The sequence below is a fragment of the Rhodoferax sp. PAMC 29310 genome, from assembly GCF_017948265.1.
GTDB lineage: Bacteria > Pseudomonadota > Gammaproteobacteria > Burkholderiales > Burkholderiaceae_C > Rhodoferax.
Map to the genome: position 1 here is coordinate 264,430 of NZ_CP072852.1, position 26,455 is coordinate 290,884.

Annotated in this window: 20 protein-coding genes and 1 tRNA gene; 4 read left to right on the forward strand and 17 right to left on the reverse strand. The window is 54.7% G+C overall.

The genetic code is table 11. From position 1 onward, the window contains the following. Nucleotides 1-76: 76 nt before the first annotated feature. From dnaG to J8G15_RS01260, 3 genes are all read right to left on the reverse strand, one after another. The gene (gene dnaG, locus J8G15_RS01250) at nt 77-1,951 is read right to left on the reverse strand and encodes a DNA primase (protein ID WP_210545444.1); all 1,875 of its coding nucleotides are present in this window, start codon (nt 1,949-1,951) and stop codon (nt 77-79) included. 21 nt (nt 1,952-1,972) lie between these two features. Beyond that, nucleotides 1,973-3,796 carry a gamma-glutamyltransferase gene (gene ggt, locus J8G15_RS01255; protein WP_210545446.1) on the reverse strand — a complete coding sequence of 608 codons (1,824 nt, stop codon included), beginning with the start codon at nt 3,794-3,796 and terminating at the stop codon, nt 1,973-1,975. Between the two features lie 92 nt (nt 3,797-3,888). Then, nucleotides 3,889-4,647: a 3-hydroxyacyl-CoA dehydrogenase gene (locus J8G15_RS01260; protein ID WP_210545448.1), complete on the reverse strand. Its 759-nt coding sequence runs from the start codon at nt 4,645-4,647 to the stop codon at nt 3,889-3,891. Between the two features lie 129 nt (nt 4,648-4,776). On the opposite strand from J8G15_RS01260, the gene J8G15_RS01265 reads away from it, so the two are divergent. Further along, nucleotides 4,777-4,853: transfer RNA gene (locus J8G15_RS01265), tRNA-Val, on the forward strand. Between the two features lie 53 nt (nt 4,854-4,906). Here J8G15_RS01265 and J8G15_RS01270 read toward each other — a convergent pair. The 6 genes from J8G15_RS01270 to J8G15_RS01295 all read right to left on the reverse strand — a co-directional run bounded on the left by J8G15_RS01270 (nt 4,907) and on the right by J8G15_RS01295 (nt 12,697). Next, nucleotides 4,907-5,281 carry a hypothetical protein gene (locus tag J8G15_RS01270; protein ID WP_210545449.1) on the reverse strand — a complete coding sequence of 125 codons (375 nt, stop codon included), beginning with the start codon at nt 5,279-5,281 and terminating at the stop codon, nt 4,907-4,909. A 2-nt stretch (nt 5,282-5,283) separates the two neighbouring features. Then, nucleotides 5,284-6,474 (reverse strand): Arm DNA-binding domain-containing protein, encoded by a 1,191-nt coding sequence (locus J8G15_RS01275; RefSeq protein ID WP_210545451.1) that lies wholly within the window; start codon nt 6,472-6,474, stop codon nt 5,284-5,286. 272 nt (nt 6,475-6,746) lie between these two features. Continuing rightward, nucleotides 6,747-7,064: a hypothetical protein gene (locus tag J8G15_RS01280; protein WP_210545453.1), complete on the reverse strand. Its 318-nt coding sequence runs from the start codon at nt 7,062-7,064 to the stop codon at nt 6,747-6,749. 90 nt (nt 7,065-7,154) lie between these two features. Beyond that, entirely contained in the window at nt 7,155-9,257 is a 2,103-nt protein-coding gene (locus J8G15_RS01285) for a DNA polymerase (RefSeq protein ID WP_210545455.1), read from the reverse strand. A 216-nt stretch (nt 9,258-9,473) separates the two neighbouring features. After that, nucleotides 9,474-9,878, reverse strand: a complete 405-nt coding sequence (locus J8G15_RS01290) for a hypothetical protein (RefSeq protein ID WP_210545457.1) — start codon at nt 9,876-9,878, stop codon at nt 9,474-9,476. 278 nt (nt 9,879-10,156) lie between these two features. Then, nucleotides 10,157-12,697: a DUF3854 domain-containing protein gene (locus J8G15_RS01295; RefSeq protein ID WP_210545459.1), complete on the reverse strand. Its 2,541-nt coding sequence runs from the start codon at nt 12,695-12,697 to the stop codon at nt 10,157-10,159. 976 nt (nt 12,698-13,673) lie between these two features. Between J8G15_RS01295 and J8G15_RS01300 the strand changes: the two genes are divergently transcribed. Beyond that, entirely contained in the window at nt 13,674-14,300 is a 627-nt protein-coding gene (locus J8G15_RS01300; protein ID WP_210545462.1) for an N-acetyltransferase, read from the forward strand. A 16-nt stretch (nt 14,301-14,316) separates the two neighbouring features. Here the strand turns inward: J8G15_RS01300 and J8G15_RS01305 are convergent, their stop codons facing one another. Genes J8G15_RS01305 through J8G15_RS01325 form a run of 5 tightly spaced genes read right to left on the reverse strand, consistent with a single transcriptional unit; the run spans nt 14,317 to nt 20,295 of the window. Continuing rightward, complete coding sequence (locus J8G15_RS01305) at nt 14,317-15,819, reverse strand: LTA synthase family protein (protein ID WP_210545464.1); 1,503 nt, start codon at nt 15,817-15,819, stop codon at nt 14,317-14,319. A 32-nt stretch (nt 15,820-15,851) separates the two neighbouring features. Beyond that, nucleotides 15,852-16,637 carry an SDR family oxidoreductase gene (locus J8G15_RS01310; protein ID WP_210545466.1) on the reverse strand — a complete coding sequence of 262 codons (786 nt, stop codon included), beginning with the start codon at nt 16,635-16,637 and terminating at the stop codon, nt 15,852-15,854. Beyond that, nucleotides 16,634-17,860, reverse strand: coding sequence for a capsule biosynthesis protein (locus J8G15_RS01315; RefSeq protein ID WP_210545468.1), 1,227 nt, complete (start codon nt 17,858-17,860; stop codon nt 16,634-16,636). Before J8G15_RS01315 ends, J8G15_RS01310 begins: the two co-directional genes overlap by 4 nt. Before the next feature lie 9 nt (nt 17,861-17,869). Further along, a complete protein-coding gene (locus J8G15_RS01320; RefSeq protein ID WP_240538405.1) occupies nt 17,870-19,033 on the reverse strand; it encodes a glycosyltransferase family 1 protein in 1,164 nt (387 codons plus the stop codon). Nucleotides 19,034-19,083: 50 nt separating this feature from the next. After that, nucleotides 19,084-20,295 (reverse strand): polysaccharide biosynthesis/export family protein, encoded by a 1,212-nt coding sequence (locus J8G15_RS01325; RefSeq protein WP_210545469.1) that lies wholly within the window; start codon nt 20,293-20,295, stop codon nt 19,084-19,086. A gap of 95 nt (nt 20,296-20,390) precedes the next feature. Here J8G15_RS01325 and J8G15_RS01330 point away from each other — a divergent pair, with 95 nt between their 5' ends. Both J8G15_RS01330 and J8G15_RS01335 read left to right on the forward strand, forming a co-directional pair. Further along, nucleotides 20,391-21,323, forward strand: a complete 933-nt coding sequence (locus J8G15_RS01330; protein ID WP_210545471.1) for an FkbM family methyltransferase — start codon at nt 20,391-20,393, stop codon at nt 21,321-21,323. Nucleotides 21,324-21,327: 4 nt separating this feature from the next. Then, a complete protein-coding gene (locus J8G15_RS01335; protein WP_210545473.1) occupies nt 21,328-22,650 on the forward strand; it encodes a glycosyltransferase in 1,323 nt (440 codons plus the stop codon). A 10-nt stretch (nt 22,651-22,660) separates the two neighbouring features. Here J8G15_RS01335 and J8G15_RS01340 read toward each other — a convergent pair whose 3' ends face one another. The 3 genes from J8G15_RS01340 to cysQ all read right to left on the reverse strand — a co-directional run bounded on the left by J8G15_RS01340 (nt 22,661) and on the right by cysQ (nt 26,454). Continuing rightward, nucleotides 22,661-24,241 carry a glycosyltransferase family 1 protein gene (locus J8G15_RS01340; RefSeq protein ID WP_210545475.1) on the reverse strand — a complete coding sequence of 527 codons (1,581 nt, stop codon included), beginning with the start codon at nt 24,239-24,241 and terminating at the stop codon, nt 22,661-22,663. 141 nt (nt 24,242-24,382) lie between these two features. Next, a complete protein-coding gene (locus tag J8G15_RS01345; protein ID WP_210545477.1) occupies nt 24,383-25,666 on the reverse strand; it encodes a glycosyltransferase family 2 protein in 1,284 nt (427 codons plus the stop codon). Continuing rightward, on the reverse strand, nt 25,663-26,454 hold the full coding sequence (gene cysQ, locus J8G15_RS01350; RefSeq protein ID WP_210545478.1) for a 3'(2'),5'-bisphosphate nucleotidase CysQ: 792 nt from the start codon (nt 26,452-26,454) through the stop codon (nt 25,663-25,665). The genes J8G15_RS01345 and cysQ overlap by 4 nt, the downstream gene beginning before the upstream one ends. Between the last annotated feature and the right edge of the window lies 1 nt (nt 26,455).

Consider the following 26,455-nt stretch of genomic DNA (forward strand, 5'->3'; position numbering starts at 1 on the left):
CTTGCCTAAAACAGCTTTATATTCTACCTTGAACTTGCATTTGACGCAAATATTGTGTATATGCTGGCAGTCAAGCTCAATCCTGCTGATCAGGGAGTGCCTGTAACAAGAGTCGACGATCCCGGAGCTCGCGGTAGCGGGCAAGTGCAGACGGATCTGCCTTTGAGGCTTCGATCGCTTCGGTTTCTTGCCGCTTAAGCTGCTCAACAAGCATTCGGTTTAGCAGATTTCGAAGCTCTAGCTGGGCGTCACCTGCTTCTTCTTGGGTCACTGACTCGTGGTCAGACATCACGCGCAAAGCCAGTTCTTCACTCTCGTGTCCGGCCAGGCCTTCACGAAGTGCAACCCAGGGCTGTGGGCCATGTTCGAGCATGTCAGCCTCCAGCCACATAAACAGCGGTCCATGCGGGGCGGGGAGTTCGCTCAGCATCGAGTGGTCTTCTGCAGAAAGAAGATCAAGGCCTGCCATGTCACCCAGAAGAATTCTGGCCGCATGGTCTGCGCGACTGGCCGGCCGAGCGCCAGTGCCAAGGCGGGATTGAATTTCTGATTTTTTACGTGTTTTCTGGCTGTAGCCGCCTGAATCACTGCGGAAGTCACTATTCTTTTTATAGCGAGTCGATGCCTCAAACTTTTGACCCGGGGGGGGCGGATGCCAAATCTCGGTCAGTTCGCGACTGGAGAGCTGGACCAAATCCGCGATCTCTCCCAGAAGCTGCAGCTTCAGGGCGCCATCTGGCAACTGGCCCCAAAGCGGTTTGGCGTTGCTGGCAAAGTGGGCGCGGCCCTCTGCGGTGTGCAAATCGCAATTCTCCCGGGCCGCATCGATCAAAAATCGACTGAGCGGAACGGCTTCGGTGATGTAGCGGGCAAAGGCGTCTTTGCCGAACTCACGGATGAAGCTGTCCGGGTCGTGCTCAGCCGGCAGGAATAGGAACTTGACACTGCGTGTGTCGCTGGCAAAGGGCAGGGCTCCATCCAGGGCTTTGCGTGCCGCACGTCGTCCTGCACCGTCACCGTCGAAGCTGAAGACGACGGCGTCGGTGAAACGGAAAAGCTTTTGAAGGTGATCGGCCGTGCACGCAGTGCCCAGCGTGGCCACCGCATTGGAAAACCCCAGTTGCGCCAAGGCCACCACGTCCATGTACCCCTCGGTGACCAGGGCATATCCTTCGTCGCGCAGGGCATTTCGTGCCTCAAAAAGGCCGTAAAGCTCACGCCCTTTGCTGAATACCGGAGTTTCGGGGGAGTTCAGGTATTTGGGTTTTTCGTCGCCCAACACCCGGCCACCAAAGCCAATGCATTCGCCTTTGATGTTGCGGATCGGGAACATGACGCGATCTCGAAATCGGTCGTATCGCTTTTCATCGCCGCCATCTTCAACGTTCAGAATGACCAACCCGCTTTCGACCAGCAGTGGGTCGTCGTAGCTTGGGAAAATACTCGCCAGACTCCGCCAGCCTTCCGGTGCGTAGCCCAGGCCAAACTGTTTGGCTACCTGGCCGGAAAGCCCTCGACCCTTAAGATAGTCAATAGCTTTCGATGACTCCTTCAACCCCCGCTTGTAAGCGTCACAGGCTTTCTCAAGCACATCATTGAGCGTGTGCTGCTTTTGTCGTTGCTCGGCGGCGCGGGCGCGGTCCTGAGGACTCGCGTCTTCTTCGGGTACTTGCAAGCCATATTGCTGCGCCAAGTCGGTCACGGCCTCGACAAAGCTCATGCCGGCGTGATCCATCAAAAAACTAATCGCATTGCCGTTCTTCCCACAACCAAAGCAGTGATAAAACTGCTTGGTAGGGCTGACTGAGAAAGAGGGCGACTTTTCTCCGTGAAAAGGACACAGCCCCATGAAGTTGGCGCCGCCTTTTTTGAGCTGCACATAGCGGCCCACGATTTCAACGACGTCGGTTCGCGCGATGAGTTCTTGAATAAAAGTCTGAGGAATGGTCACGGACGGTATTGTGTCCTAGCCTTAGTCACCCATCACAATGCCTTCGCGACGAGGGTCAGCGCCGCCCAGCCAGAGTGCTTGACCATGAGCGACGCCCCGGGTGATCGCTTGCAGGCCACTCGTCATATTGATTTCACGAACCTCGTGACCGCGAGCCTTGAGTGCATCGATGGTCGCGGCCGGAAAGCGTTTTTCCTCCAGCAGCGTCGGCCCGTTAAGCGACGCAAAATTAGGCAGGTTGATGGCTTCTTGTGGCAGTAGGCCCCAATTGAGGATGCCATAAGCTGCTTTTGCCGTGTAGTGAATGATCAGGGCGCCGCCAGGGCTGCCTCCACTCATGACAAGTGCACCAGTGGTTTTGTCAAAGACCAGAGTGGGCGACATAGAGGAGCGTGGACGCTTGCCGGGTTGCACACGATTGGCAATAGGGATTCCGGCGCCGTCAGTGGGTGCAAAGCTGAAGTCGGTCAACTCATTGTTCAGCAGAAAACCACCGCTAAGGCTCGGTGTCACATTCACCATTTGGCGCGAGCCAAATCCATCTTCGATGGTGGTGGTCATGGCGATCGCATTGCCGTTGGCGTCCACGATGGAAATGTGAGACGTGCCATATTCCGGCTGCGAGGGCATGGGGGCGTAAGCGCTCCTGACCGAGCCGGGCGTTCCTGGCTTTGCGGTTTTCATGGTCATCGAACCCGGGGTGGGATCAATGAGTCGTGCACGTTCGGCCAAGTAGGCAGGGTCCAACAGGCTCATCCATGACCCTGCCGGCGGCGAGACAAAGTCTGGGTCCGCGACGTATTGCGCTCTGTCTGCAAACGCCAGTCGTGACGATTCGGTGTAGAGGTGAAGCCAATCCGCCGAGGGCAAGCCTTTGTCAAGCGGCAAAGTGGCCGCGTTGGTTTGATTCAGAACACCGAGAATCTGACCAATCGCGATTGCCCCTGAGCTGGGCGGTGGGAACCCACATAGTTGGTAAGCCCTTGCGTTGGCCAAATAATCATGGCACAGTGGTTCACGCTTCTTGGCCTGGTAACTGGCCAAGTCTTGCATACTGAGTTTTCCGGGATTTGTCGGATGTCGTTGGACCTTGTTGACAATGGCCTGCGCCACATCGCCCTCCAGCAGGGCTGACGCGCCTTCAGCTGCAATTCGCTTCAATACTGCGACCAGAGCGGGGTTTTTTAGCAGAGTCCCTACCTTGCGAGCCGATCCATCTTCGTTGTAAAAATAGGCTGCTGCCACAGGGTCTTTTTTGAGGTGTTGCTCAGCGTTCAACTGGGCATGAAGGCGCTCACTGACCTTGAAGCCGCCCTCGGACAACGCAATAGCAGGTTGAATCAATTGGGACCACGGTAGGTTTCCGTGTTGCTTGTGCACCAGTTCGAGCATGCGCACCGTGCCTGGCACGCCCACGGATCGGCCCCCGACCACAGCGTTGATGAATGGCATCGGTTTTCCGTCGTCGCCCAGAAAGAGGGTCTCTGAAGCGGCGAGGGGGGCGGTCTCCCGCCCGTCGTAGGCTTCGATACGTTTGCCGTCAAAGTGCATTAAAAAAGCGCCGCCGCCAATGCCACTGCTTTGAGGCTCCACTAAGGCCAGCACCATTTGCACGGCAATGGCCGCATCAGTAGCCGTGCCGCCTGCTTTCAGTACTTGGTATCCCGCGTCGGTTGCTAGCGGGTTGGCCGCGGCAACCGCAAACTTGCGGGTCGCCCATCCAGGCTTCTCTGTGTAGCCGGACGCACCCTCTGGTTGCTCGGGAACGTTGTAGTTGAACACCTGTGAGCTGGCGCAACCAGTCAGAACTGCGGCGATTGCAATCGCGCTTAGAGTGAGTTTCATGGGGCCCCCGTGGTTTGACCGCCCATCTTAAGCCTGACGATGTGGACTCGCAAACCGCCGGGCCCACGCGCCAGAGCTTCCCGCAGATCGATTTATCGGGGAGCCAGGCGTATGGCGCCATCAAGGCGAATCACTTCGCCGTTCAGCATATCGTTCTCAAAAATATGCAAGGCCAACTTGGCATAGTCTTTGGGAGTACCCAAGCGAGAGGGGAAGGGGACGCTGGCAGCCAGCGAGTCTTGAACCTCTTGAGGCATGCCAAACATCATGGGCGTGCCAAAAATGCCGGGGGCAATCGTCATATTGCGAATACCGTTGCGGGCCAGATCCCGGGCGATTGGAAGTGTCATTCCCACGATGCCACCTTTGGACGCGCTGTAGGCAGCCTGTCCCATTTGCCCGTCGTAGGCAGCAACTGATGCTGTCGAGATCATGACACCACGCTCTCCGGTGGCCTCAGGCTCGTTTTTGCACATGGCTTCGGCAGCGAGGCGAATCATGTTAAAAGTGCCAATCAAGTTCACGGTGATGCACATGTTAAATGCCGCCAAGCCATGTGCCCCATTTTTACCGACAGTTTTTTCGGCTGGGGCGATGCCCGCGCAGTTCACCAATCCCATTAATTTGCCCATGGAGGTCGCGGCGGCGATGACCGCCACTCCGTCGGTCTCATTGCTGACGTCACACTTCACAAACGCACCGCCAATGTCTTTGGCAACAGACTCCCCCTTTTCTGCTTGCATATCTGCAATGACGACTTTGGCTCCCCCAGCCGCAAGGAGTCGGGCTGTGCCTTCGCCCAGACCAGAAGCGCCGCCTGTCACGATAAAAACTTTGCCTGCGATTTCCATGATGTGTCCTTGATGAGGTGGTTGACGTTAACGTAAACGTCAATTATGGCTTCAATATTATTTGAATTTTTAAGGTGGGGAAAAGAAGGCTGTTTTTCGGGCTATACTCTCGGTCTCGAATAAGCAAACAGGCGCGTAGCTCAGCTGGTTAGAGCACCACCTTGACATGGTGGGGGTCGTTGGTTCGAGTCCAATCGCGCCTACCAAATTTGGTAGTTAAAAAGTCCCACTTCTCCTCTGAAGTGGGATTTTTTTTGTCTTATCGCTTCTCAAATGGGGCAGTAAATGGGGCAGTGCCAAAATTAGCCCTCAAAACACCGTTGACAGCCGCCTCAGCCTTCGCCGCCTGGATCCTAGACAGCATTTCATTCAGATCGTCAAAAATGGGCTTGTAATGTCGTGCACCGTCCATTTCTTTCATATCGCTGAATTCAATCACCTGCTGGCGGTACCCTACGATAAGTGCCTCGCACCGTGCCACGCGAAGCATCGAAACGTCTGGTCTGATTCTTGAAAAAACAGCGCGACGAGCAAGCTCTCCCTGAATTTCGGATAGCAAAAGAAATCTCTTGTATGCCCTTGCCGCGCGCCGCATTGATAAAATTGAGTCCCTGTACCTATCCTGTGTGTTCATGCCTATGACTCCTTTTTTGTTTGAGCAATTGAAGATTCTTGAAGAGGAGCTGTGGCAGCTGCCAGCAATGCAATTTGTGCCAAGTCCCGTTTTCCGCTGATCCACTTTGCATAGGTCTCGAAAAACATCTTGACCGAGTGACCCAGCTGGCCGGCCATAAACGCGGGGTCCACGCCCACCATCAGCGCGGCCGTGGCACAGGTTGCGCGGGTGCAATATTGCCGGTGATACCTGATTCCGCAGCGCAGCAGAGATGGTTTCCAATACGTGTCCCGCTGGCTTCGGTCGTCGTGCCATGGTGCATTGAGCACCGGGTGCTCAAAGATGTCTCCGCGCTTCATTTTTGTGTAGGGCTTCATTACTGCCAGGGCTTCAAGGGCCTGCGGCGTCAGCCTCACGTCGCGCTCAGTGTGGGTTTTTGTGCCCTCAATTTCCGTACCCTTAAATGTCCTGGTTCTCTTTACGTGTGCTGTACTGTGGTGCTCATCGATGTCCTCCCAGCGCAGAGCGATGGCCTCTTCAATTCGCATCCCAGTGGCAAACATCCACTGAAAATAGGCAGCCACCCTGGGGTCGTACCACTTTCGCATGTCGGCCAGCACCATGTCGCGCTCCTCAAGGCTCAGCGGGTCCGGCTTTTTCTTCGTCACTTTCGAATTCTTGATGCCATTCATAGGGTTCATCATCGACCTGGCGCCCGGGTACTCCAGCGCGAAAAGCGCCCTGAGTGGAATCAGGTAATTATTGAGAAGCTTTGGGCCGGCCCAGGGGTGCTCACCCAGGTTTTCGGCGATCGTGGCATAGGTAATGTCCGCCACTGGCGTGGACTCGCCGAACATCGGCTTCCAGACATTCTCGATCGCGTTTTTGTACTGGCTTATCGTCGCCGGGCCCTTCATCGAAATCGTTTTTAGTGTCGATGCCGCCGCATCCGAAAACGTGCGAATGCAGGCCTTTTTCTCGGCTTCGATTTCACGAGCTCGTTTGGAGTCCGGGAACTCGGCGGCGTAGTCGAATACGCCCCGGGCGATGTCGCGTTCCAGTTTGCGAAGTCGGGTGCCGACGGCGGAGATGTTGGCCGCGGTGGGGGAGATGCCGACGGATTCGCGGTGGCGTTTACCGCCAAGAAAGAAGGTGACGCGTAGGTGTGCACCGTGCAAGGTGACGCCTTTCGGCATTGTTTGAGCTGTCATTTAAGACTCCGAAATATGGTGGTTGGCCAGGGCTGAGCCCTATATATTTCAGCATCCGGGTTGTCCGGTTAGCTCGTGTTTTTGGCTATTTATTCAGCCACTTGTCGTACCCGTCGAGGTCAATATGTATGCGCCCATCGGGGCTTTTTCTGTACTCGTGGCCTTGGCGCCAGACCTTGTCTGCAATCTTGCGCTCTACAGCTTTTGGCGTGTAGCCTGACATTTCGCAGAATTTGCATATCAACACAAATCTCATTTATCACCCCCGAAAATCATGATTCCATGCTCTCGGCACGCACCACTTCGATGCCCTCGTTTTTCTCTAGAAGATCGCAGGCGCGCTGCAGCAGCAGGTCGACAGCCAGGTAAGCCGGGCCGGCGACCAGGGAGCGCACGCGCTCCATGGTGCGCTTGCGGATGCGCAGCGCTTCGAGCTTGCGCGAGGGCTCCTTTTTGCCATCTGGACCCTCTACCATTGATCCTGTCAGCGTCCCGCGACCAAGGATAATTACGCGTGGAGTGCTTCCATCTTCCGCAATGGGAAGGTCGATGGTTTTCTGACGCGTAGCTGGTTTTTTGGCGGTGGTCATGAGTGATTTCCTGTGATGAAGTGTGCTTATGATAGCTTGAATCATCGCAAAATGTCAAACTGTTTCTCGAAACATCTTTGAGCTGTTGCATTAGCGCACCTCCGCCCAATTTTTCCCCATCTTCACATCCACTGTGCAGGGGATGCCCCACTGACCAAGATAGTGATTAGCAGCGCGTAGCATGGCGCTGTGTGCTAGATCCGCGACGGCCCTTATACCTTCGTCAAGCACTTCAAACACCATGGAGTCATGCACCACCATGCAAAGTGACTTTGCAGCAGCGTCGGGCAGCCCTGCAATCGCACGCATCAGAATGTCGGCGCCAGTGCCCTGCGAGCGGTAATTCATCAATCTGTCGTCCGTGGCCACAACGGGGCGCCCGCCAAGGGTCGCAGACTCGAGGATTTCAACATCTCGCACCTCAAACCCCGACTCGTAGCGATTCTCAATCATCATTTTCACGGGGTCATCCTGCTCACTAAGCGCCAGCTCCAGTTCGATGTAGAAAGAAACCTCGGGGAATTGCTCGAACCAGGCTTCGTGGGCCTCTTGTGCATCTTCTTCAGACCACACCACACCATCCACAAGGCCCTTTTTGTGTAGGCCTTTGGCGCTCATGCGGTAAATCAAGCCAAAATTCATGACTTTTGCAGCGGGGCGCAGGTGTCCCAGCGACTCTTTGATAGCACCGACTGGCTGAGCCAGCATGTAAGCCTGGCGAGTCATGTGGGCGGGGATCTCCAGTTCAGCGGCTCGGATGGCCATGCCCACGGAGGTGTAGTCGTGCGGGCACAGGCCACTTTGAAGCAGCTTTACAAGCGGCATGCCTGCGCGCAGGGCGCGCTGGTACCAGTATGCAAGCACATGTTCTCTCGCAGACCAGCGGTTCGGCTTTTGAATATCTACTGCGCCAGACCCAAAGACCAGAGCCTCACGCACCCATGCTGGCCCGGTGTTACCCGACAGGATGTCCAGTGCGGTATTCATGGCCTGGGCGCACAGGGCCGCCGTAATTCGGATTTCTATCGCGCCAAAGTCCAGCTCCAACAGTGTGCACCCCTCGCGAGCCTCAATCAGACTTTTCAGCGATTTCTCCATGCCCTGTGCATTCACAGCCTTGCAGCCTGTGCGACCAGTTACAGCGCGGATGGACGTAAGTGGGTGGATCCGGCGGCCATTGGGTCCCGTGCGAGAGTGCATGCGCATGTCTGCAGATCCACTGTATGACCGCTTGCATGACTCCAGTGCGGCCCAGGCAACCAGACCGGGTGTTTGACCGTTGCCAGATCGCATGATGTGCTCGTGCCCTATTTTTGGCAGGCCGTCGGTGTCACACGGCAGCCCAGCGCCCATGGACGCGGCGTGCGCGCCAATGGCCATGCGTATTTCGCTGCTGGCGTGGTTTGAGACGCTGGCCAGGTGATCTGCCAGATGGGCCACTTCCGGTACGCAATCAATCAGGTCCTGTGCCAGGCCTGGCATAGCGCCCATGGCTGTGCGCTCCGTGTCATCTGCAGCAGCTGCGGACAGCGGCATGCCAGTAGCGTGCATTCGTGCCAGTCGGATTGTGGCCGGCTGATACCCATCGAAAAACTCTGAAGCGCCCGGACGAATGCGAATGCTTTGCACTGATTTATCAAAAGCTGAATGACCTGTTACAGATGAAAACACCTGTTTTAGCACCGACACGCGCGACTCAAGAGCGTCTGCGTGGTCCTGGCCCAAGTACCCCAGCGACCACTCACGACCCGACTTAAATGCAGCGCTCGGGGGCGTGATCCATGCGCATGCCGCCACAAGCTTTTGGATCGAGCAGGGGTGGCCCTTTGATTTTAGAGCCGCGGCATGCTCATCGCTTTCAATTGCCTTGATATTGATGCCGTACGTCCTAAGCGGATAAAGCACTCGAGTCACCACGGCAAGATCGTAAATATCACCCGGCATAGGCATGCCGGTGGCGGCCAGGTAGCCCAGGTACTCAGACGACTCCGCAATAACGACGGGCCGGGTAGCGATTGCGGCATGCAGCACCATGAGCTCCGCGGGGCTGCACAGATCGGCGTCGATATTTCCGATGCCGTGAATGCAGATCGCACGAATCCGAGATTTTGTGTTGATACCACACTTATTTCGGCGCCGATACTCTGCAGCGGTTTCGCCAGATGACAAAACGGCCGCGTTACCTAGGGCCATTGGCGGTGTCGCTATGCTCGGTGCCGTTGTAGCAACAGCAATGAACAGCGCATCGGCTGAAAGGATAGCGCTTACAATCTCAAAGCTAGATTTTTCGAACGAAAGCTTGACAGGGTCGGTTATTTGATACATAATAGTGTCTGACTCGATTGGGTGGTTGGGTCTGCTTGATGCTTCACCTGTAAAGGCCCCGACTAATACTCGGGGCCTTTTCCTTTATGGGTACGAAATCTCGTCAGCCGGGAGCTTGTCAACCGCTTCACACAGGTCACGCATGCACTTGATCAGGTGATTGCGGCCGCTTTTAGTGGCGCAAATGACAGGCTCGGGTGTGTCGGCGTTTATGTCATCAGCCAGGTCATTCGCAGCTGTAATTAGCCATGCTTTTGCAGCTTGCGAGCAGCTGATCTTTTGGGCACTGACAAAGCACATCACGTCTACAGGGCATGACATATCGCACACCGACAAATATCCGCCGTCCAGAGGTTCGGCAAGGCTTGTTCCGTGGGCTTCCATTGCGCCAGCAAGTGCGGATTCCGCTCGCATTACCAGGATCTGCTCGTGTGTGGCTCCATTGCAAATTAGTTGTTGCTCAACTGTTTCTTCTTGATGCTTGCTCATATTATCTTTCTGTGATTTAAAATAGCCTTGCTTTATTTTCTAAGGCTTTTGTTTGCTTGTTCGTCCGGCGGTAAACCATTTGTTTTCCCGATTATTTGATTTGACCATGCCTAAAACTGCCTGTGTTGTTAGCTATGGTTTCGTATATATTCACTAAACCATTGTGATTAAATAAAGTTGTAACAATATGTATGCAATTGATTAATGCTCGCCATTTATCAATAAAAAAGGCGGGCGAATTGCTCGCCCGCCGTCACAAAACAACCGGAGATCGGCTTTTAATGCGTGTTTGCGCTACTGTCGTAGACGCGATCGATGTCGTCTGTCGCCGTGCGGCGGCGTGTCACAACGATGGGCTCTGGGAAAAGGTCGATCATTTTGTCGATGCACGAGATTTCCAGCGGTCGGACCTTTTTCCCGCCAATGGTCATTGGATCTGACAATTTTTTGCCGCATGTGGGGACGTGTGTTTGGTACATGTCGCCAATTGCCTGCCCCGACCATTTGCTGCTTGCGTAAGTGCGCGTGAGCTCCTCATTTCGTGGGTCTACATACAGTGCAGGGTGTCCATCGGTGTCAGCTGTAATCCGCATGCCCAGGCGACCAAGAGCCTGGGCATACGGCTGTACACGCGTACCGCACTCCGAAAATGCCTGTATTGCCATTTCACGCACGCTCAGGCGACACATCCGCCCGGCGATGTCCGTGGCCACCACGAGATCGAGCAGCCATTCCAGCGGCGTAGAGTCAGTACGACCCGTTATGCGTTCCCGCTGTGAGTCGATGTCGAGTGTGGACATGTATCCGATTAAAGCGGCTTCGGTTGGCTCGGAGTCGTTTGTGGCAACGAAACCGGCAGCCACGACGGTGCCGAGGGTGTCAATGCAGCGCTGAGATACGTCACCAATCAGGGGGTGGACGATGTCGAGGGTGCGGCGAAAACGTGCAAAGTTGTGAAGCATGCGTGACACAAATAACGATCCGTACTCTGCCGCCATTTCGGGGTCGGACTTGATCATCGGGTGCGACGTGGCCATGCCATCTCGTGGGTGCATGAAAAGGCGAATGAACCGCGACTTTTCCGCGTCTTCCATGGCCGGTGGGTTGATAGCGCACAGGGCGGTCATGGTCCTGATGGTGAACTCATCCACCCCGCCGCCATTTGAGCGGCCTTTTGTGGCCCGCCCGCCGGCGTACGAGGAGCGGATGTAGTCCATGAGCGATGACATGCGGTTTGGGTCTCGCGCAGTGGCCTCCGCTTCGTCAATTAGCGTGACCAGCGATGAGCCGGCAAGGCTTTTACGCAGTCCGGCTTCAGTCAGCACGGTGCCCTCGAATTTGTCCAGCGCCAGGCGGCCCAGCATAGTGCGCATGAAATTCAAAACCTCCGACTTGCCAGAGCCAAGTTTGCCAGTCACATACAGCATTGGGCGGTGCTCCAGGCCGCCGCAGTACACGGCGGCCGCCAGCCATGCCAGGGCCATGCCCGCGTCGCGGTCGTCAATCCATGAAAATGTTGCCAGTGCTTTTGCAATCTCTTGCACCTGCTGCGTTGTGGCCTGGGCGTCCCCTGGGGTCACACCAAGGTCTCGGTCCGTCATGAATACTTTTCCGCTGATAGTGTCTACGCGCTCCATTGCAACGCCTTCCGAATTCCACACGCCAGATGCGCTGTTAATTACAATTGTGTTTCGGTCGCCGACGAGGGGCCACACGCCGGAAGCCACTTTACGGGTCTCGTCCCAGTAGCCTGCGGCTGTGCACGCAGCATCCAGGTCCATCCCCGCCTGCAGGCTGTCAAAGCCAACCACCTTTCCTTCCTTGTCCTTCTTTGGGTAAGCCGCACGGGCATAGTCACCGCCCAGGGCGTGGATAAGGATGGACGGGTTTGTCAGGTCAGATGATTTGACGGAGATGATCGCCCGCTTTTGTATTGAGTAAACAATTGACTGGCCTGAGCCTGATTGCTGGTCGATTTTGATTCCCAGCGGGATTATTCCGCCCGTTGCCATTGCCTCGGCCCTGTAGCGCGCAGCGTAAAAGGCCTTGCGCAGGTGGGCGGTTATGGAGTCCATACCTACTGCACCTTCTTTTGCAATCCAATCGTCGATGCCCAATTTTTCGACCTTGTCGGACTCTTCTTTTGTCGGTCGGCCCTTCTTTTTCTGAGTGCCAGGCACTTCAACGTAGGCGCATGGGATCTTGAACTGCTCGGCGATGGAGTCACGCAGGGCCATCATGGCGTTGCGCACCTGACTGTTGCTTGAGGCGTCTGAGTCAGCTACAACAACAACACCACTGGCCCGGGCGATGACTGCAGCGAGGTGTGGGTGGAGTGGGGTGGATTTTGTGGCTGGCTCGCTTTTGTCGCGGGCGGGGTCACGAAACATCGTCACGCCTGGCAGGCCCACGGATGGGATGCCCAGGTTCTGCTCGACGCTCAGCGCCTTCAGCTCGCCCTCGGTGATCAGTATGAAGTCGCCACCAAACATGGGGCGGTCTCCCATGACGCAGTGGGAAATTTCGTTGCGCAGCAGCGGTGGCAGGTATACGGACGCAAAGCCAGCGCCGCCGCGTGATTGGTACTTTGGTGTGCCATCGTCCATACGCACGCGGCAGTAGTCCGCGCCGTCGTCAGCTTGGACAGGCTGACCGTCCGCCCCAATGTAGGGGATCAGCATGCCGCCCGTTTGCGCGTTGGCCAGGCCGAGTATCGATGCCACTTCCGGTGGCGTGGCTGAGCTGATTCCAGCCGCTTGTGCTGCTGCATGGGAGATTGCGCGTGCGCCTAGTGATGTGATGTGGTTAGAGAAAAGCATTGTTGACTTTCGAGGTGGTTGATATGCCGACGTTTATGCGCCGGAGCTTGATGCTGAGCCAATTATGTGGCGTATTTACAACCTTGTCAAGCTTAAGATAGCCTCCATAATTACCTAAAACATTAAAAGAATCTTGAAGACTTATGGATGTTCCAGTATTTATGCCTGGAGGACCGCATTTGGACTTCGACGGGAACGCTCGAGACCCGCATGGATAGGGGGTTTCCAGCTCTTTTGGATACAAGAAAACACCGCGTTCCCGTCTGTTCCCGTAATGTTCCGCTGTCGGGAACGCTTAAGACCCGCATGGATAGGGGGTTTCCAGCACTTTAAGATACATGGAACATTTTTAAACCGCTATATAGGGTGGAGAAACATTTAATTAATAAATAAATGATCTCCATAGGGGGCTATTTTTCCGTTCCCGTGGAACTCTTGTATCCGCAACTGCCTGAAAACGCGCATGCATAGGCTATCTCATGGCGTTCAAAAAACGGTAACATTAATGGAACACGAAAGAACAATGTTCTACAGGTACGCATGTAAACAGGATAAGTAGATATCTTGCATTATCTTTGAGATATATCATGACACAGTGTCACCGACCGGCGTTTAGGCTCCATTCTGTGACCGGCGTAATGGGTCCATTTTGTGATCGCCGTATAGGATCCATTTCATAGTCGGCGTATTGGAGCCACTGACAGGGCGTTGAAACAACATCCCGAGACCCTGTGTCGCTGGGACCAAGGCGTTCTAGGATGCTGCGTAAGTTATGCGCACTGGCGCTTGAGAACCAATCAACTTAGCCACGTAAATCCTCTTTCGCGGTGTCAATTGAGAATTCTCAACCATCTCAGCTGGTTCACACGGCGGGGACCCGGCATTGGCTCGAAGGTAAAAAGGGGACATCTCACAGTACGCAAGCCAAAAATAATGGAAAATTAACTACCCATGTTTCTAAAAAGGCAGCCCGAAGATGAGTGCCAATTCGCTATGTCAATTTCGCAATGCCATGCCGCAAGACGTAGAAGCTGCGGTGCCGCTGATTTACAGCGCGGGGTCGCAGGCCATTGACTATTGTTTTTCAAGCCTTGGAAAAACCAGTCGCGATTATTTGCGCTTTGCCTTCAATGATGGCAAGGGCTTCTTGGGTTACCAAAATCACATGGTGGCATTGATCGACGGGCATGTCGTGGGGATTGCCGCTTTTTATAACTTCTCAAGCTATGTGCGGCTGACACTTGAGCATCTTTGGCAATTGTGGCGTTTCTATCCTGCCTTGAATTTTGCGGGTTTGGTCACCCGTGGCATCCACTTGAAATCGATCATGCCCCCACCTGGGCAAAAGATGCACTATGTGGCGAATTTTGGGGTCAGCCAAGATTTTCGAGGCATGGGCGTTGGCAGCAAGCTGCTTGATCATCATTGTGGCTTGGCCTTGGCACTGGGGCGAACCCACTATGTGCTTGATGTTTCAGTGGAAAATCCCCGAGCCCAAGCGCTGTACGAGCGATATGGCTTTTCAATTAACGCTGAAAATCAGTTTTCTGGCCTAAGGGGCGCAGTGCCAAACACCCGCCGGATGACGATGCGACTTTCCTAGTGCGCGTCAAGGGCCTTCACATCACGCCAGCGATCTGAGTCAACCTAAGTCCGAGTTGCTCGGGTGTTACCACCAGCGACTCCGGTGCAGCCCCACATGGCCTGGCGATCTCATGATTGCTCCAGATCAGGAAATCGCTGTCTTGCGGGTTCGCCTGTAAGGTGTTGTACACGTGGCCCATTCCAGGCACGTGGTCACCATAAAAGCAAAGTAGGGTGTTGCGTTGGCGTTGCGTCAAAAAGTCCTGCAGCCGCCCCAGCATTTTGTTGGCGTTGGCAATGTGGCGCAGATAAACCGTCAAATCGTCAATGGCCTGCCCATTGGGTCGTTGGTAAAGCGCATCCGCCTCAATGGCTGTTGCTTTTTCAAGATGCAACGGACCATGATTTTCCATCGTGATGGCAAACAAAAATTGAGCTTGATTGGTTGGTTGATCCAGTCGCCTGACTATCCAGTCCGTGACTGCCTCGTCAGAAACATAAGTTCCCTCGCGGGCCGCATCAGCAAAATGAACCTCATCCACAAATTCATCGAAACCCATTCGTGGAAACACCTTATGGCGTAAAAAAAAGTCGGCTGGATAGGGGTGCACGGCTGTGCAACGATAGCCTTGCGCCCGAAAAGCATGCGGCATGGCGGGTGTGGCCTGCGTCACAAATGCATAGGGGTAAAAACTAGCGTACCGCAATGCCACATTTGATAGGCCCGACAAAAACGCGTGCTCGGTGCGCATGGTGTTGGCGCCCCATGCTGGCACGGCCAAAGCCCCTGAGCAAATTCCTGATTTTTTCAAGGCATCGAAATGCCCAAGCAGACCCGGCGCAATGTCCAAACCGGTTTTTCGAATGTCAAAAAAGGACTCGCTTTGCACCACAACCACATCAGGAGCGTTAGCCCGTTCTCGGCCTGATTTATCGCTAGTTCTGACGCTGATGTTCGCGTAGGGAGATGCGTTCAGTTGTGTCTTGACATGGCGGATTTCACGCAAGCTCAGGCCGTTAAGCAAATACGCCACGAAGACAGAAAAAAACCCATGCTGCGCCTGATCTCTCTCAGGGTTCAGCGACAGGTCTAACCCCTTGGCTAACCAACAGGCAATCAAAAAGAGTGAGAACCAAGTCAATCCCAAAAGAAAAGCTGGAATCTGGTTGAGCTCAGAATCAAACCAAAACGTCAAGGTAAACAAAGCCACGCCTGGCACCACCGCCAGCAACTGAATCCATGACAGGTAGGGAAAGTAAAGCCGCGGATGCCTGATGGATTGGGCGAACAAAGCCAGATCAGAAAACACGACAGGCTCACGCAGTGCCTTGAACTTGGCACTATTGACCGCGACCAAAAGTCCAATCAGGCCAACGGTGCAAACCAACGCAAACCAGGCGCGCCCCCATAGTGCGAAGAACAAAACAAAAAGCCACGTGACTGCGGCCAGGTGCAGCAACACCGGCCTTGCAGCTCGTTGATGCCATGGCGCGACCGTTGGCTTGGCCAGTCTGTCCAGGGCGACGGAAATCAGCACGGTAACCGCCCATGCAGTCGCCAGCCCACCGATCATGATCGCCCTTTGGGCGAGAGGTTTAGAAAAGCCATCACGGAATCGGCCCACGGATCAGGCAACGCATTGAGCAACTTGATGCCCAGCCACAGAATCGCAGGAAAAATAACCGTTGCCTTTTTGGCATCCAGGCCTCTACGTATATGCATTGCAGCTTGGCTCGCCTCTATCAGGAACGGTGTGCTCGCTGGAAACGCATCACTCATGCTGGACTTCACAAACCCTGGGTAAATCATGGTGAGCGAGATCCCTGTCGCGCCAAGCAAAGGCCTGATCGACTGACCCCATGCATGAAGCGCTGACTTGCTTGCGCAATAAGCAGGTGATATAGCCATTCCCCTGAAGGCCGCCAGCGAACTCACAATCGCCACATGACCTGCACCGCGCACGCGCATACGCTCTGCAAGTGGCATCACAGTGTTGATCGTTCCTAGCAAGTTGGTGCTGATTACCTCGTCTATGGCCGCAGGCGTTTCCCATTGATTCAAATCTTCCAGCACGTTGGCTACCCCTGCGTCTGCAATCAGCAGGTCCACCGGGTGTGCTGTGTCAAACGCTTCAAGCCATTCGCGCACAGCTCGGGCCTCCCGCAAGTCCATTTCACATACAAACACATCAGCACCCTGGGCGCGACAGCGGCTGGCCGTTGCCTCAAGGCGCCCCTTATCGCGCCCTTGCAGTGCCAGACACATACCCGGCTTGGCGTACGTATATGCCAGAGCGGCGCCGATCGCGCCACTGGCTCCGGTGACCACCACAACCCGAGGTAACACCGGGATCACGGCGAATCCTTCAATATACGTTGCATGCAGCCCAAAGCTGCGTGCGTTCTGCCCATGCGCGAATAAAAATCACCACTGACTTGGCTATGTGCTTTGATGTATGCCAAAAATGCCTTCACAAACCTCGCATCAGGTGGTGTTGGGTCTTTCCAAAACGAAGCCAGACCGCCTTGATCAGTCAGCTTGTCTCTGTTGAAAATTGCCTTGCCCATCGCAAAGACAGGACAGTTCAGTTGCAACGCCGTCAAACCCACGGTGCTGTTGACAAGCACCACGCCTTGCGCGTGACTCAGTAGCAAAGGCAAGTCTCCAGCCTCTATGAATTTGACCCGATCACCCAAATTCAGATCCCGCGAGCGTCGTTCGACATAACCACGGTAGCGAGCCAAGCCGGTGTCTAAAGGATGATTTTTGATCACCAAAGACACAGCAGTTGATTCTTGTCGAAAGGCAGCTTCTTTAAAAGAAATCAGAACGTGATCGATCGATGCAATGACATCCGGAAACGGCGAGTGAGTTCTGATTTGTGAGTCTGCATTGAGCTGCAAGGGAAACAAAAAGTACGGCGCCTTTGTCGCCAACAGCTTGGCTGTCACCCTTTGGGCCTCGCGTGCAAACCACCAACCCATGCCGAACCGGCGGGCCAAACCTGCATATTCCAGCACCCCATTGTGCGGACGGTGTGTCTGGTAGTTCGGGAAACTTCTGCCCATTGCTGCGCTGGATAGCCGGTAAGCTATGTCATACATGGCTCTGGCCAACATATTGGAACCACCTGGATGTTGCGGGACTGCGCCAGTGTGAACGGTGTTTTTGCTCGCCCATGCCAGGAGAGGTGCGGGTTCAAGGGGCATGTTTGAGTAGCCGTTCACGCCACCTACCTCCATGGTGATCCAATTGGGCCGGAGGTAGCCCTCTTCAAAAACATAAACACGAATATTCAGCTCTTTTGCAACAGCAATGGCTGCTTGATGGATGGCCCGGCAGTCGCCAAAAAGCAGAATATCTGTTGCACTGTGCCGTCTCAACTCTTGCACCAGCCATGCAGTCAATCCACTGAGCGTGCCCGCATAGTTAGTGTGCGGCTCGGACAAGGAAAACAATAAATCACCGCCACAGAAGTTGATGCGGTGTGTCTGATGCCCCGCCAGCCTGATCAGGTGGCTTAGTTCAGAAAAAAAGGGAGAGGCAACGCCTTGCAGGCTGATAAATGAGCGACTCATGTGCACTCACTAACGAAGTTGACCAAGCAGAACATCCACCTTGGCAAAGTGTTCGAACCACCTCGGTGCCTGGTAACCCTTCATGCGAGCCAATTGTTGAGCTCTTCGCGGGCTAGTTTCTGCAACATAGTCTTGCACAGCTTCCAGCCAAGCCACGCCATCCAGGGGGTCTATGTACTCTGGAATGTCGTGCGCAATCTCCTTGAAAACCGCCAAATCACTTGCAAGCACTGGCGTTCCCAAACTCAGCGCTTCAGCTAAAGGCAGACCAAACCCCTCAATGTGAGACGGGAAAAGCAGCGCTTGTGCATGCTGCAAATAGCACACCAACTCGGCATCCGAACAATATGGTTTTTCTATGACAATGCCCTTCAAAGGCTCGCACCGGTCCAGTAAATCCATAGCGCTTTCCGCTTCCCAGCCGCGCCTGCCAATGACGACCAAACGGGGTGCTTTCGTGCCCAATTTTTCCACCAAGCGCCGCCAAACTTTGAACAGCAATAAATGATTTTTTCGTCCTTCAATGGTGCTGACCACCACGAAGTATGGGCTGGGCATGGGTCGCGCCATACCTTGCGCCATCCTGGCATCAATCAAATCGACACCTAGCAAAGCGGTCACTGCAGGCGGCAGATTTAACCCTCGCTGTATCGCAAAATCATGCAACGCATCCAACGAGGCCTGTGAATTGGTGATCACGCCCGCGCCGTGCTTGAGCACGGTTTCCATGCGGGCCACATGGCGCACCTTGGCTTTTGGCGCGCAATACTCAGGGTGCGAAATCGGAATCAGGTCATGCACCAAAAACACAGGTTTCACACCCAAGCGTTTGAGCCATTGACTGTATCCTGGCACGCCAATGCCCATGTGCCCCACATTCAGGTACACATTGCCATGCACAGTAGGCTTGCGCCAAGACAACAGCCCGCTTTTGGCCAAAAAACCAGCCAACCAATGTTTGAAGTTCAAACCCGGCTTCAGCAGCCGCGCAAACATATCCGCAGACTCGGTGCGTGACAAAATATTGCTATAAGCAAACACCCCATGACGCACCTGAATCACCGCGCGGCCGATACCACCGAATTGCACCACATAGGCCATGCAAACCCGGTCAATGCCGGTGGGCAGCTTGTTGGCACCCAAGTGCACCAACAACCGCGTTACATCAATCAATAACTCATCGGACGCGTGAGTCTGATGTTTTAAGGGTGACCTTGCAACGCTCAATTGCCCAGGGCCCGAAGGTTGTAAATCGGGAACACGATTGACGACATGATGTTCAGGAACTTTTGCAGCTCTGCCGCTGGAGCGTTTGATACGTAGAGCACATCCTTGTTGCGGATCGGAAAACCTTGCGCCACAAAAAACATCGCAGGGTCTTTCAAGTCAACCCGGTACACCACGGGTATTCGGCCCTCCGGTGTCGCCAGTAACGGTTTACCCAAAGCATCCACGTTGCTCAACAAAGCTGCTGGGTCTTCAAAGCGGAAAATGAACAAGCCTTGTGCATCTGCGCGTTGCTCCTGCAAGCCCCCGGCACGGGCCAAAGCCTGCGCCAAGGTGATTCCCTGTGCCTCAAAATTCAATTCTTCGTTTTTTCCTGTTGCCCCAAGCACGGTAAAGCTCAATGGCTGGCTCAATGCCGTGATGACATCGCCGGCCTGCAAGGGAATGTTTTGCCGGGGGTCCTGAATAATGCTGTCCAGTGGCAAAGACTGCACCTGGTTGCCGCGTGTGATCTGTAAAGTCGTCTTGCCCACCGGTTGGCGCACACCGCCTGCAGCCGCCAAGGCATCCAGCAAACGCTCGCCTTTGGCAGTCAAAGGCATGCGCAGACTCGCCGCCACCTCACCCACCACGGTCACGTTCGAGCTGGCGTTGCGTATTATTCGCACCAGCACCTGCGGCTGGTTGGCCTTGGCCTTGAGGGCTTGGGTAATAGCGGCTTCTATTTCCTGTGGCGATCGGTCGGCGGCTTTGACGGGGCCCACAAATGGCACATTGATGCTGCCAGCCCTGTTGACCATTTGCTCGGGCAAGGTGGTCATGCGTGCCCCTGAGGCACCTGACCGGGGATCCACCACGGCTGAACCAAACAAGTTGGCAGGCGGCGCCTCCCAAATTGAAACCTCGATCACATCACCGGGACCGACTTTGCCCGTGACCCCTGACCCGCTGAGGGTCTCCGAGAACAAGGAGCGCTTCTGGCTGGCTAACACCTTTCGCGCAACAGCGTTGCTCATGTCGACCACCTGAATTCCGGCCACAGTGGCAGACTGCGTCGATGCACTGATCTCTTTGGCGTTGGGGCCGGCAGAAGGAAGCCATGAGGGATAGGTACCGCAGCCCGACAGCGCAAGGTAGCTTAAGCCAATGAAACAGCCGCAAAGTCGCCGCCTGAGTCGATGTGGCGCGTTAGTTATCGTTATGTACATAAATTGATCGAACGGTCCCTGAGTTATATTTCAATTGTATTGGCGGCCCATAATAATGGCCGATTTCTTCAAGCTCCAATCTCGTATAAATCACTATGTTCAAACGTCTTTTTGGCCAGTCAAGGAAGCAAAACCTGCGCACTTACATGGAAGAGAAAGTTGGTGATTACCAATTCACCATGGCTGACCTGGCTGACCCCGCCAACCGCACACTCATTCAGGCCTATTGCACCTCTAAGTGCAAGGTTGTTAATCTGCTCGATGACACCGGCGTGGCCATCGTACTCGGCAAGTACATGACGTGGGTTGACCTGCGAGACAAGGCGCTAAGCCCGCATTTGATGTTGCAAGGCTACTGGGAAATGTGGATCACCTCGGCGCTCGCCCGCTTGACCAAGCCAGGAATGCTGGCCATCGATATTGGCGCCAATCTAGGCTACTACACCTTATTGATGGCCGATGCCGTGGGGCCTTCTGGTAGCGTCATTTCATTTGAGCCCAATCCGCGTCTGGCCAATATGGCGCGCACCTCGGTGGGCATCAACGATTTCGGCAGCCGTGTCACCGTTAGAGAAGAGGCGGTGGGTCAAATATCTGGTGGGCAAATGACTTTGGCCATACCCCGTGCGAATCCTCAGAACGCCTTGATCATGCAGTCCGAGGTACAAAAGCAAGGGTTTAAAAATGTGCATGGCGACCACGCACAGTTTGTGCAGGTCAAATCCATCACCTTGGACAGTCTCAATTTAACCAATGTAGGCATGGTAAAAATCGATGCTGAAGGCGCTGAGTACAACATTTGGTGCGGCATGCAAAGCACCATTGATAGCAACCCCAGCGTTCAGATTTGCATGGAATTCAATGCGAGCAGAGACTATCCGTGGGAAGCGTTCTTCCTGGAAATGCAAGGCAAGTTCAAACAGATTTCACATGTTGATTTTGATGGCCGCATCAAACCATTGACACTTGAGATGGTCAAGACCGAGCGTCCCAATGGAGACTGGATGATCTACCTGGCGCGAGGATAGTTCGATGAAAGTCATGATTGATGGGTTCAACCTTGGTTTGGACAAAGGTACCGGTGTTGCAACCTACGGCAGAAACCTAAGTCGTACCGTAAAAGCAATGGGGCATGAAGTCGGAGTTCTGTATGGGCGAGGCAAGCCAGTCAAGTTCAAAGACCCCCTGCTCAATGAAATAGCCTTTTTTGACGCCGCAGGGGGGACTAAAAGGCGCCTGTTTGAACCCACCAGGCTTGTATTGGATGCCGCCCTGGGTGCTTTTGGATTTCCAGTTGATGCCGTTCCACCCACAAATGCGGTGTTGATCGACTCCATGAAAAGCGTTTTTCCCGCATACGATGAGCTTTGGAACAGCACCCATTTGTACGACCACTGCAATAGAACTTTTAATTTGTTCAATCGCTTAGGTGCTGTTTCTTTGCCGGGGGTTGATATAGCGCATTGGACCTATCCACTGCCCGTATATGCCAAAAACGCAGCCAATATCTATACCTTTCATGATCTCGTGCCACTGCGCCTGCCACATACAACATTGGACAACAAACGCAAGTACCTTAAACTTTGCAAGCGACTAGTTGATACGGCCGATCACATCGTGACAGTGTCTGAAACATCGCGTCGGGACATCATTAATTTATTGAACGCCGATCCTGGAAAAGTAACCAACACTTACCAGTCGGTGAGCTTTCCGCCGCATGTATTTGCCAAGACGGAAGCTCAAGTTGAAGAGGAGTTAGCTGGAACATTCAATCTTCAATATAAAAAGTATTTTTTGTTTTTCGGAGCCATTGAACCCAAAAAAAATATTAATCGCATTTTAGAGGCATATTTGGGAAGTGGGATCAACACCCCTCTTGTCATCGTGGGTGCGCCAGGCTGGAAAAACGATGAGGAACTTCGCCTGCTGACTGCACTTAATGGCCTACCAAAATCTGCCCAAAATAAAAAAGATCGCATCATTCGGCTGGAATATTTGCCTTTTTCCTTGCTCATCAGCGTGATAAGGGGCGCAAAAGCAACATTTTTCCCTTCGCTTTACGAAGGCTTTGGCTTGCCGGTACTTGAATCCATGGCCCTGGGCACTGCCGTACTCACGTCCAACACCAGCAGCCTGCCAGAAGTGGCCGGTGACGCAGCTTGCCTGATCGACCCTTACGACACCCAGGCCATGGCCGAGGCCATGCGCGCACTGGATGCGAACGACGCATGGCGCTCAGGCCTTGAAGCCAAAGGCCGCGAACAAGCCAAGTTGTTCAGTGAAGATGCCTACGCCCAAAGATTGCAGACGCTCTACCAGTCTGTCGTTGAGAAAAAACGCAAACTAGCCCGCTGACAAACAGCGTTCAACGCTCCTCAGGCTGGGTGGCGGCAATCCGGTGGACTTCTATCAAAGTCAATGTCACCACGTTACACGCCTCCACCCAAACCCGCACCTCAACATCGGCACAGTCGGACTCTGCATCAAACACAAGGGTCCGTTCACAGTAGTCACCAAGGCAGTCGCTGTACAAATCACCTCTGGCCAAGACCCTATTGCCCCGACCTGCTGCGACCTCAATGTTCGGATTCGGGCCCGGTTTGCCTGCAAAGCTGCCTTTGATCCGAACCTCGTACCGCCCAGGGGCGAGATAGAGGTACGGCCCATAAACCAAATGGCCTGCCTGCCCGGTGCTGTGCATATGACGCCCTGAGCGCCGCCCGAACTTGCTCAAAAACCGAGGGTCGCTGCCGTGCATACGGATAACACCGTCAGGCGTCCAATCTTTGTACCACTGTCCGCCCAACAACACGTCCAGCAATTGCGCGGTACTTTGCTGCCAGGTTTGCCTTGGCATGTGGGTGGATTGAGGTGCCTGGCCCCAGGCGTTCAACCTCAGCCAGTTCTCAACCGCATAAGCCAGCGCAGAAGGGGCCAACCCCGAGAAATAATAGGCATGATCGCCTGCCACTTCACGAAACACAGGCAAATTGCGGGCGATGATGGGCAACTGGTGTCGTGCAGCCTCTATCAGTGGCAGGCCAAACCCCTCTCCCTCCGAGGGTGCCAGCAAGCAGGTTGATGCCGCATAAATCTGGTCCAGGTATTCATCGCTCACATTTTCTGGCCAATGCAGGTGCCGGCCCTGCTCAGGGTGAGTTTTCAGGCGCGTTACAAAAGCCTCCATGTGCCAGCCATGCCGCCCAACTACGACCAGATTGACCTTGACGCCACTATTCCAGAGCTGCTCAAACGCCGCCAACGTTTGCATATGGCCTTTGCGTGGCTCAATGGTGCCTACCATTAAGAAGTTGGGGCATTTGGACAGCGCAGCCACCATCCGAAGCGCGTCTTCTGGCAATCCTTTGGTGGGCACCGAACCGGCCAAATCAGCCCCTAAATGGAACCAGCCCAACTTGAGCGGCCGCAGACGCTTGGGGCCTTCAAGGTTGAGCCACTGAGCCACCTCATCAGCCACTGAGCGAGACACGCATACCACGCCGTCAGCACGCGCCAGCCGCCCCAACCAGCGCGTGTGATTCTCCTCAGTGCCTCCGGGAAAATACTGCGGCATCCAGATCGGCAACAAATCATGCACGCCAAAAAACACCTTGACACCCAGGCTGCGCAAATCAGCGTAGTAGTCAGACTGCATCATCACCACCTCGGGCTGCAGCTCAAGCCGCAGAAAAATATCGCCAGCGTGCGGATCAATAGGTGCGTCAATAGCTGAATTGCCCTCACCAACCGTCAAACCCAAAAATGCCTGGGTAAATCGCCGCGCGTAATAGTAGCCCTCCTCATTGCGGTGAGCAACTACCGGCTCAACCGTGAAGCCTTCAGGCGGATTGGCCAAGAGTTGCGCCAATATACTGCGCACTACCCGCTGGATACCGGTTTGATGATCTAGCTGGGCTAATTCAGAGACGTCGTAAAAAAATTGCATGACAAAAATGTGACTGAAGGGCGCTGCAGCACCGCCAGGTAATAAAAAGCGGACTGTTCAGGTTCATCAGGGCCCAAGCAACGTGAACCAAATTGCACAAAGAGCGCCATGTACGATTCAAAGAGAAACGGTTTGAGTGCGTCATGCTGGTTGCCTGAGTTCCTCTACCGTCACCACCTGATCATCCAGAAAAAAATGTGACACCAGAATCGGCGCGCTTACCGACACCACAAACCGGTTGGTCACACCAGGCAAACACACCGGGGCAATGATGCCTGCATTAATAGGCTCATCGGGCGCCAACACAAACGCTTTTACCTGAATACCGTTTGCAACCAGGGTGATTGCAACGCCAGGCGAGCCCGGTTCACCCAGCGCTTGGCCGCAGACATAAAAGTTGCGTGCACCGCGCACCCTGGTTACCTGCAGTTCAGCCGTGCTGTCCAGCACATACCCACCATGTGCCGCGCTGTAACGTAGCCCCTGCATCTGGCAATGCGCAGCAACATTGATGTTGACGTCCTTCCGGTCAAGTGTGCGCGCCCAGTAACACTCCTCTTGCTGCAGCATGCTGTCGGCCACAACACGCGCTAACACATGCGGGGTGGCAAGAATGGCAGCGGTAAATTGCCCATCGATGGGCGCTTGCATACCCTGCTGCAGGTGGCGCAGCCACACAATGGCCAGCTCGGCCTTGAACTCTTTGCGCCACTTGGTGAATAGAAGTCGGCTATTGATCTCATGCTGATGGCCAGCTTTTTCACGACTCAGGCTCACATGGTGTTGCACCACACTGCCATAAGCCATGTAAACGTGTAAACCCCTGGCTTTTACCTTCAGGCACAGGTCGATGTCTTCACCACCATTGACAAAAGCCTCGTCAAAACCGCCCGCCGCATCAAATACGTCGCGCCTGATCAGGCAACACGCCCCGGTAACGGCAAACACGCGCGCATGCTCAACGTGTCCAGCGGGCAGCTCCCGCATATGCACCAATTTGCCTGATGCAGCTACCTGCACCCCCGCATGGTCAAGCGCACCATCGGCCACGCGCGTTTGCACATTGCCCACCACACCCGCACCACACTGCGGGTTTTGTAACACCGCCAACATGTGCTCCAGCCAGCCGGGGCTAAAAATCAAATCGTTATTGACCAGCGCCAACACTTCGCCAGTAGCAAGCGCAACACCCGCATGATTGGCTCGGGCAAAACCCATATTGACTGCGTTCAACACCACCTGCAAATGTGGGTTGCCAAGCGTGTGCAGCCACTCGCGGGTGCCGTCGGTAGAGGCGTCGTCTACCAAAATAATCTCGTGCGCCAAACCCGGCGGCAGGCTGGCCTGCAAAGAAGTCAGCATGACTTTGGTCTGCGCAACATGGTTGAACAGCGGCACGATAAAAGAAACTTTTGGAGCCATCATTGCTTGGCGCAGTGAAACGTGGCTTTGTCGCCTACGGCCACAAACTCCGGGTTCAGCAGCGAGCGCTGCAAACCGTATTGCAACGGACTGCCAGCCAAGTCAATCACAGCGCCGCCTGCTTCGGCCAACACGCATTGCGCAGCCGCGGTGTCCCACTGGCTGGTTGGGCCAAAGCGGGGATAAATATCTGCCTGTCCCTGTGCAATCCGACAAAATTTGAGTGAACTACCGGCTGCCACAAAGCTGTGCTGGCAGCTTAACGTCACCAGCCATGCGGCCAGCTTGTCGCCGCCATGGGACCGGCTACCGATGACCCGCAGCGGCGCAGCGGGCAACCACGGCTCAACTTGCAGTGCTTTTGGCGCGCCACCAGCTGTTTGTGTCCAAGCGCCAAGCCCAAGGGCCGCGTAAAACAACTGCCCCAAAGCCGGGGCACATACCACGCCAGCTACTGGAACACCCTGCTGCACCAGCGCAATGTTGACGGTGAATTCGCCATTGCGTTTTAAAAACTCTTTGGTGCCATCGAGCGGGTCCACTAAAAAAAACGCATCTGCCGTTTCACCACCCGCGCTGCGTGACTCTTCAGACAAGATGAACATGCCCGGAAAAGCCGCCTCCAGCCCCTGCCGGATCGTCGCATCAGCCCGCAGGTCTGCCTCGGTGAGCGGGCTGGCGTCTTCCTTTTGCCAGACGGCACCACCCTGGTCATACACGGCCATGATTTCCTGGCCAGCGGCGTGCGCAATGTTGCACAAGGTTTGCAGCTGCTCTTGATTGAATTTCATC